The organism is Leuconostoc sp., assembly GCF_965300815.1.
In genome coordinates, this window is sequence record NZ_CBDKZH010000023.1 from 4437 (window position 1) to 12853 (window position 8417).

Consider the following 8417-nt stretch of genomic DNA (forward strand, 5'->3'; position numbering starts at 1 on the left):
TATCATTATCTATGGAAAGGAGTTGTGGCAAGCTTTACGCCACATCACATTTACTTATGCAACGTCGACCATTTAAGCAGTCTCACAAACTGCGCAACACACTCATTGCGATTGCCATCGTCGCGATCGCGCTTATTGTCATTTTCACTTTGCTGGGACGTTCTTCTGGCCAATCGCAAGATCAACAAGCCGTATCGTCTTCTTCACAGACTAAAAAGACTAAAACGGCTAAAAAGGCCAGTTCTGCACCGGTTGCATCAGAATCTTCTGTCATTGATGACACCACGGCTAGCACGTCAACTAGTGTGGTACCCACACCACCAGCGGCGAGTTCTGCTGCCTCGTCAGTGATTAGCGCCGCAAAAGAAGAAGCTACTGGCACACCCATCACAGCTGAAACACCGGCCACAGCTGCCTCATCAAATCCAGCTGTCAGCTCAAGCGCCGCACCGGTGGCTAAGACATTTGGTAATTGGTCATTAGCGACTTATAATGCTGTCAACATTGGGTCAGCGACCTACGAACAAATCAAAGCCACTTATGGTGTCCCAACTTACATGACAGCCAGTGATCAATTGTATGCCACTTGGCAAAGTACTTCTGGACAACGGGTTTCAATTACCTTTACCCCAACAGGGACTGACAATATTCAACTGATTGCGACAAATAAGTCAGAATCTGGCTTACAATAAGCAACAAAAAAACAATGGCTTATCCTCACGATAAGCCATTGTTTTTTATTGGATTTATAGCAAATAAAAAACACGGGAACCCGTGTTTTTAAAAGCAATCTTAACGATCAACCTTAACAGTTGTTTCCAAAGTTGCAGCGACACGTTCTTGTACCAAAACGTTGTCTGATGCCAAAGCAGCCTTAGCTTGTTCAGCCAACTTTGCAAAAGTATCGAAATCAGTCACAGCAATATCAGCCAACATCTTACGGTTCAATTCAACACCAGCAAGTGTCAAACCGTGCATCAACTTTGAGTATGACAAACCGTTCATACGTGCTGCAGCGTTAATACGTGCAATCCACAACTTACGGAAGTTACGCTTTGTGTTCTTACGATCACGGTATGCGTACAAGTATGACTTCCATACTTGTTGCTTAGCAACCTTAAAATTAATACGACGTTGTCCACGGTAACCCTTGGCCAACTTAACCATCTTCTTACGACGTGCGCGTGTAACTGTACCACCCTTAACTCGCATGGGTAATTCCTCCTGAAATTTTATAAATAATTGGTTGGATTAAAATCCAAAATGTAGATAGATGAACTATCGCAACGCGAATTAGATGTTTGCCAACAACTTAGCGTATGTCTTAACAGTTGTCTTGTCCATCATGTGTGTACCACGCAAGTGGCGACGTTGCTTCTTTGTCTTACCATGGAAACGGTGTGACGTATAAGCTGAAGCTGACTTGAAGCCACCATTGGCTGTCTTCTTAAAGCGCTTTGCTGATGCGCGGTGTGTCTTCATCTTTGGCATGTGACTAATTCTCCTACTATGTGATTTTGTTTAAGCTTGAAAACAAGCGGTTAAACCTTTAATTACTTGGCATCTTTAGGTGCCAAGACCAAAAACATTTGGCGGCCGTCCATCTTGGCACGCTGTTCAACCTTGGCAATATCGTCAAGTTCTGCGGCCATCCGGTCTAATACTTGACGTCCGATGTCTTGGTGCGTAATCATACGACCACGGAAACGCAAGTTCAACTTAACCTTGTTACCTTGTGACAGGAACTTGATAGCAGCCTTCTTACGTGTCTCGAAATCGCCTGAGTCAATGACCGGTGACATACGAACTTCCTTCACTTGCACGATCTTTTGGTTCTTGCGTTGTTCTTTTTGCTTCTTTTGCGCTTCGAACTTTGCTTTTCCCCAATCCATAATCTTGGCAACCGGTGGTTCAGCATTGGCTTGCACCAATACCAAATCTTGGTCTAAATCGTTAGCAATCTCTTGTGCGTCTCGTGTTGACATTTCTGTCTGCTTTCCGTCATGGATCAGCAATACACGAGGGGCGCGAATATTATCGTTGATTAAATCAACTTGTCGTGGTTGACGTGCTATTGTCAGGCACCTCCAAATTTATTTTGTGAATCAAGAAGAAAAGTGGGTAAAGAACCTAATCTTCACCCACTTCAACACTTGCAATCCTTCCGGATAACTGTATCTGCCAGGCGACTTTGTCACATGGCGAGAAGCGGGTGCTTCTACTTGTTCAACAAATACTAGTTTAGCGTATTACACACTCAGTGTCAAGCCTCTTGCTGATTAATTTGAATCAATCGAATACCATAATGGAAAATAACCAACACGGCAAATTGGGTGCCGGCAAATAGAATCATAAAGGCCAACATATGATAACTCAACGAGAAAACAATATTGCGCATCACGTTATCAAGATGAAAAAAGATATCCCATGAATTCAGGCGCAAATAACGCCCAAGATAGATTCCAAACGCTGACACGATTGACACCGCTGCCGTCGTCAGGAAATAGACCAGATGGGCATGGCGTTTAAAAATCGTTTGCGTGATGATTTCCAAACTCAAAATACCAAGCCCCACCCCCATAAAGATCCCAGTTGCCAGCACCGCGTAATTAAAGAATTGCGTCGCTTGATCGAGATTGGTCCCGATAGCATAAAGATGGATAAAGTCTGTCATCATATACATGGTATTTGGAAAAAACAATAACCAGAGTGCCATGAATAATCCCTTAATAATCCGAACACGTGTCAGCGACACAATAATAGCAAAATCAAATGGTAGTAACGCCAAAAAGACATTCCAATTTAAAAATGTAAAACGTGTGGGTGTCAAATGTACGAAGATAAAGAATAAAACAACCATGACATGAATGATGGCAATATTGAAATACTTGTTATTCATAACGTCACGCCCCCTTTTTTACAATGGTACTAGTGTAGCATAATTCATAAAAACGGTTCAATCATATCACTTGATTGAACCGTTTTTATGAGATTATTTGGCCAGTGTTTTTGGCTGTCGGTAAGCCACTGCACCAAAAAGCAGTAACCATAACGTTGCCCCAATTGCAGGGACACGTGACTCAACATTGAAAAATAGTGTCATAAAGACAAAGGCAAAGAACAAAATTGCGGCTGGCACAAAAAACTTTGGGGCAATCATGAGAAAGCCATCAGCCATATACTGGTCAGATTGCCGATAACGCCAGTACGCAATCAAAATCAGAATATAGATCATTAAGAACAAGTCCGTTGACGCACTTGTCACAAAACTAAAGGCATTAGTAATGGCTGGTATCACCGAAATAATGGCGGAAAAACCAACCATCCCTGCCGTCATCAAAATGGCATTAACTGGTAATTGCCGCTTTGACAACTTTTTAAAGGGTTGCAAATACGGTGTGTGTGATTGATAAGCCAACGCATAAAAGTTGCGACTCGCACTAAAAATCACGGAACTCAACGCAGAGGCAGCACTGGTTAAGACGACAAAATTAATCAAAGCTGCCGCCCACTTAATCCCAACCAATTGAAAGACCATCACAAAGGGACTTTGATCGGCTGGAATTTTTTGCCAAGGATAGATTGCCATAATCACCGTTAAGGCACCCAAATAGAAGAATAAAATACGTAAAGGAATTTGATTAATCGCTTTTGGCAAAACTTTACGGGGATTTTTCGTTTCAGCAACTGTCATCCCAATAAATTCCATTCCCACAAACGCAAACATGACCATCTGAAAGGCATCAATAAAATGCCTAAACCCATTTGGAAAGAGTGAAAAATGTTGGAACACATTGTTGAAAGTTACGTCACCAACTGGCGTTTTAAAGCCGGTGACTGCCATGATGATACCGGTCACAATCAAGGCTAAAATCGCCATGATTTTAATCATGGCAAACCAAAATTCAGTTTCACCATATACCGCAACCGCCACCAAATTCACTAATGTGAGGACAACTAACATCACAATTTGAATGAGCCAACTCGGCAAATTCGGGAACCAAAATTGGATATATTGGGCCACGGCCGTTAATTCAGCCATCCCCATAAACACCACCGTTAACCAATACGACCATCGGGCAAAAAAGCCCGCACGATTATCGATGTATCGCGTAATGAAGGTAATAAAGGTGTGCTGTTTTGGATCTGCATAAAGCAGTTCACCAATCGCACGCATCACCACAAACATAAATAAACCAATGATTAAGTAAACACATAAGATGGCTGGTCCAGCGTAATTAATGGAACGCCCAGCCCCCATAAACAAACCCGTCCCAATGGTACCACCAATGGCAATTAACTGTACGTGACGATTTGTCAGGCCACGTTTTGTAGACTGACGTCTGTCTCCAACTGTCTCAGACATGATATCAATAACTTCTCCTTTGCGAACTTTAGGCATCTGATAGATGCAGCATAAATAGCAAAGCACCTGACGTGCAACCCGCCAGGTGCTTTGACTTAATTTGTTTTAGTATTTCGTGAATAATTAGCAACATCTGCCAAAATTTCAGCTTGGAAATCGGCAATTGGCATCGTTGTTGTCTTTTCTTCACCGTACTTACGTACTGTGACAGTTTGACCTTCAACTTCAGAATCACCCAAAACCAATGTATATGGAATCTTATTCGTTTGTGCTTCACGAATCAAGTAACCCATCTTGGCATCTTTTGTTTCCACATTGGCACGTAGGCCAGCGTCCTGGAGTTGCTTTTTGATTTGTTCAGCATACGCACCATGCGCACCTAGGTTAACTGGAATGATTTGTACTTGTAATGGTGCCAACCAAGTTGGGAAAGCACCCTTATACATTTCAATCAAGTAAGCTGTGAAACGTTCCATCGTGCCGACAATACCACGGTGCAACATCACTGGGCGATGGTTATCTTGACCATCGGCGCCAATATAAGTCAAGTTAAAGCGTTCTGGTAGCAAGAAATCCAATTGAATCGTTGACATTGTTTCTTCATTACCCAAGGCTGTCTTTGTTTGCACATCAAGCTTTGGCCCATAAAAGGCTGCTTCACCTTCGGCTTCGTAATAATCCAAACCAAGATCATCCATGGCACGCTTCAATTGCGCTTGTGACTTTTCCCACATTTCATCATCATCAAAATACTTTTCCGTATTTTTAGGATCACGATATGACAAACGGAAACGGTAATCCGTGATGTTGAAGTCACGGTAAACTTCCATCATCATTGTCAAAATTGACTTGAATTCTTCTTCCAACTTTTCTGGTTCAACGAATGTGTGACCATCGTTCAATGTCATTTCACGCACACGTGACAAACCAGTCAACGCACCTGACTTTTCATAACGGTGCATCATACCCAATTCCGCAATTCGGATTGGCAATTCACGATATGAACGTGGCTTGTGCTTGAAGACCATGATGTGCGATGGGCAGTTCATTGGACGCAATTCGAGGAATTCGCCATCGCCCATGTCCATTGGTGGGAACATATCTTCACGGTAGTGATCCCAGTGACCAGATGTCTTATACAAGTTCAAGTTAGACAAAACGGGTGTATACACGTGTTGGTAACCATTGGCCAATTCTTTGTCGGTGATGTAACGTTCAACTTGACGGCGAATCGTTGCCCCATTTGGTAACCAAACTGGCAAACCTGACCCCACTTCTTGACTTGTAAAGAACAAGTCCATATCACGACCAATCGTCCGGTGGTCACGTTCTTTAGCTTCTTCACGACGTTGTAATTCTGCTTCAACGTCGGCTTGCTTCCATTCCGCAATCCCATAAACACGCTGCATCATTGGGTTAGATGACTTACCACGCCAGTAAGCACCAGCCACTGATGTCAACTTAAAGTGCTTCAACCAACCTGTTGATGGCACCAAACCACCCTTATCCAATTCAACATGATCGCCTTGGACAGCAATTGTGATTGTGGCATCTTCAGGCAAATCTGAAATCAATTCAACCTTATAAGGATCATCCGCAAACATCGCCAAAGCTTCGTCACGTGACACTTCGCGTGACACAATTGGCAAGTCTTCCTTGGCAATCTTGTGCATCATCGCTTCGATTTCAGCGAAATCTTCAACCGTCACTTGGTTACCGGCACCGTTATCTGTGTCATAGTAGAAACCATTTTCAATAAATGGTCCCACACCAAAGTGCATGTTAGCAAACTTTGGCAAACGCTTTAAGGCTTGTGCCAATAAGTGTGAGGCAGAATGACGCAACAAATCCAACGCTTCATCATCAGCCGTTGTAATTAATTGAAAATCACCGGATGCAGGAATGACATCATGCATACCCACATAAGCGCCGTCTAACTTAGCTGAAACTGACTTCTTAGCCAAAGACTTAGAAATACTTTCAGCGACAACCAATGGTGTTGTGCCTGCTGGGAATTCCTTCACTGCACCATCGGGAAAAGTAAGCTTAATTTCTGACATAATCGTTATTTCCTTTCACTGACGTTTGTGCTTCGACAAACGTTGATAACATTAAAAAAAACAAAAACGTCCCTTTGAGCCATTGCGACTCAAAGGGACGTTTTACCGTGGTACCACCCAAGTTCAGCACAACATGTGCCACTCAAATGACAGTTAACGGTGTCACCCGGACAGCTTTCAGACTTTACTCACTGTCACTCAAAGGTAGTCTCGCCTGCACAAGCCACTCATTTCCACCAACCATGAGTTCTCTATTCGCTTGCTAACACTTGAGTTGTCCTTATCAACGTTATTGAAGTTAGTTTAGCACCATTTTGTTATTTTTGCAACAATTATTGCGGCGCTACGGCATCAAGTAAAATAGCCAGTGCTGCTTTTGCTTGAGCGTCATGATCTAAAATACCGTTGTCAAAAGCCACTTTCAAAGCATTATATTGTGATTCTGTTAATGTCATGATTTTTTCCTCTTTATTCATAGCGTATCTCAATTATAGCGAAGCCACCCTAAATTACAAGTGACCCATGCCAATAAAAAAAGGCCGATTAGAGGCCTAAATAGTATTTTGAAAATAGTGCTGCAAAAATCGCTCCTACAAATGGTGCGATACCTGGTACGAGGATGCCGTACTTGAAATCAGCCGTTGTGCGATTTTTCCAAGGGATAATCGCATAAGCTAATCTTGGTCCCATATCACGTGCCAAGTTCATGGCAAAGCCAGTGGTACCACCAAGACCCATACCAATTGCCCAGACAAGGAACCCAACAGCCAACGGTACCATACCAGGCACATCCCCAGCCCGCGCCGAAATGGCCAAAATACTTGTCATAAAGATAAATGTCGCAAATGCTTCAACGAAGAAGTTGCGTGGTAAATTGCGAATTGCCGGTGCAGTTGAGAAGATGTTGCGCACAATGACTGGATCAATATCTTTTTCAGATAATTTGAATTGATCCGCATACATCACGTACACAATTAAGGATCCTACCAAAGCACCCAATATTTCAACCACACTCACGGCCAAGAAGTACCAAAAGTCAATTCGACCAAGCACTAATTGCACCATCGCCATCGCTGGGTTGATAAAGACATCACCAAAGACGAAAAGCACAATGCTAATGCCAAATCCCCACGTTGTGATTGCAAAAATGTGTCCGGACCCATGGTACTTCGTCCGATTCAATACATCGTCAGCGTGTACGCCGACACCGAAGATGATCATGAGCGCTGTGCCCATAAATTCAGCCAACAACTGGTGTATCATTTGTAATCTCCTAAGCGGTCGCAAATCTATCAAGAAGTCGCGGTTTTTTTATTAAATTTCCATTCCTAATCTTAAGGCCTTGCCTTTAACGTGTAAAGTCATTTTAGTGTTTTGTCAACAAATTGTCACATTGCGTATTTTTATTCACGAACTCCAACTGTAATTTTAGTGCCTACTCCTTTATAATAAAGACTAACAATAAAATGGAGGATATGGCGACACGGTCAAACATTTCTGTTTAACCGCCCCATCACAAACATACTCATGCAGGCACACGTCGTATACGCAACAATTACCGGTAATAACGAAGAGGTCGCAGACATCGTCGTCGCAGCGTTTGAAGCCGCAAATATCGCCGTTAAAAAAACGGAAATCTCACAAACAGAAGTTGACGAATTTGAAGACGTTGATATTGCCGTCGTGGTGCCCTACACCTATGATCAAGGCTCACTGCCGGATGAAGGCTTAGATTTCTTTGAAGACTTGGCCGACGCCACCTTAGATCACGTTGTTTATGGTGTCGCGGGTTCAGGCGATACCTACTATTTGTCAGATTACTGTGTTGCTGTGCCAAAATTTGAAGCGCAATTTGCCAAAACACAGGCCATTAAAGGCGCTGAAGGCGTTAAGGTTAATCTACGCCCAGACGAGACTGATACAGCTGCCCTAACAGCATTTGTACAGCAATTGATCGCCACTGCCAAAGCACAACACTAAAAAAGAACCTC

At 43.0% G+C, this 8417-nt stretch carries 10 protein-coding genes and 2 other annotated features; of the genes, 2 read left to right on the forward strand and 8 right to left on the reverse strand.

Features of this window, described 5'->3' with window-relative positions:
- Positions 1–692 (forward strand): hypothetical protein (locus ACW12G_RS02785; RefSeq protein WP_455647215.1); only part of this gene is annotated, 692 nt, incomplete at its 5' end.
- Between the two features lie 100 nt (positions 693–792).
- On the opposite strand, the gene rplT is transcribed toward ACW12G_RS02785, so the two are convergent.
- From rplT to larD, 8 genes are all read right to left on the reverse strand, one after another.
- A complete protein-coding gene (rplT, locus tag ACW12G_RS02790) occupies positions 793–1212 on the reverse strand; it encodes a 50S ribosomal protein L20 (protein WP_010001913.1) in 420 nt (139 codons plus the stop codon).
- Positions 1213–1293: 81 nt separating this feature from the next.
- Complete coding sequence (rpmI, locus tag ACW12G_RS02795) at positions 1294–1491, reverse strand: 50S ribosomal protein L35 (protein WP_010004657.1); 198 nt, start codon at positions 1489–1491, stop codon at positions 1294–1296.
- A 62-nt stretch (positions 1492–1553) separates the two neighbouring features.
- Positions 1554–2093 carry a translation initiation factor IF-3 gene (infC, locus tag ACW12G_RS02800; RefSeq protein WP_216358505.1) on the reverse strand — a complete coding sequence of 180 codons (540 nt, stop codon included), beginning with the start codon at positions 2091–2093 and terminating at the stop codon, positions 1554–1556.
- Positions 2094–2105: 12 nt separating this feature from the next.
- Positions 2106–2230 (reverse strand) — a sequence feature (ribosomal protein L20 leader region).
- Between the two features lie 33 nt (positions 2231–2263).
- A complete protein-coding gene (locus ACW12G_RS02805; protein WP_010001917.1) occupies positions 2264–2899 on the reverse strand; it encodes a DUF1361 domain-containing protein in 636 nt (211 codons plus the stop codon).
- Positions 2900–2992: 93 nt separating this feature from the next.
- The gene (locus tag ACW12G_RS02810) at positions 2993–4366 is read right to left on the reverse strand and encodes an amino acid permease (RefSeq protein WP_048699975.1); all 1374 of its coding nucleotides are present in this window, start codon (positions 4364–4366) and stop codon (positions 2993–2995) included.
- 95 nt (positions 4367–4461) lie between these two features.
- Positions 4462–6426 (reverse strand): threonine--tRNA ligase, encoded by a 1965-nt coding sequence (gene thrS, locus ACW12G_RS02815; protein ID WP_010003983.1) that lies wholly within the window; start codon positions 6424–6426, stop codon positions 4462–4464.
- A 90-nt stretch (positions 6427–6516) separates the two neighbouring features.
- Positions 6517–6722, reverse strand: a binding site (T-box leader).
- A gap of 36 nt (positions 6723–6758) precedes the next feature.
- A complete protein-coding gene (locus ACW12G_RS02820) occupies positions 6759–6881 on the reverse strand; it encodes a hypothetical protein (protein ID WP_257784548.1) in 123 nt (40 codons plus the stop codon).
- A gap of 88 nt (positions 6882–6969) precedes the next feature.
- The gene (gene larD, locus ACW12G_RS02825) at positions 6970–7689 is read right to left on the reverse strand and encodes a D/L-lactic acid transporter LarD (RefSeq protein ID WP_029509160.1); all 720 of its coding nucleotides are present in this window, start codon (positions 7687–7689) and stop codon (positions 6970–6972) included.
- A 264-nt stretch (positions 7690–7953) separates the two neighbouring features.
- Here larD and ACW12G_RS02830 point away from each other — a divergent pair, with 264 nt between their 5' ends.
- Positions 7954–8406, forward strand: a complete 453-nt coding sequence (locus ACW12G_RS02830; RefSeq protein ID WP_010003988.1) for a flavodoxin — start codon at positions 7954–7956, stop codon at positions 8404–8406.
- The last annotated feature ends 11 nt before the right edge of the window (positions 8407–8417 follow it).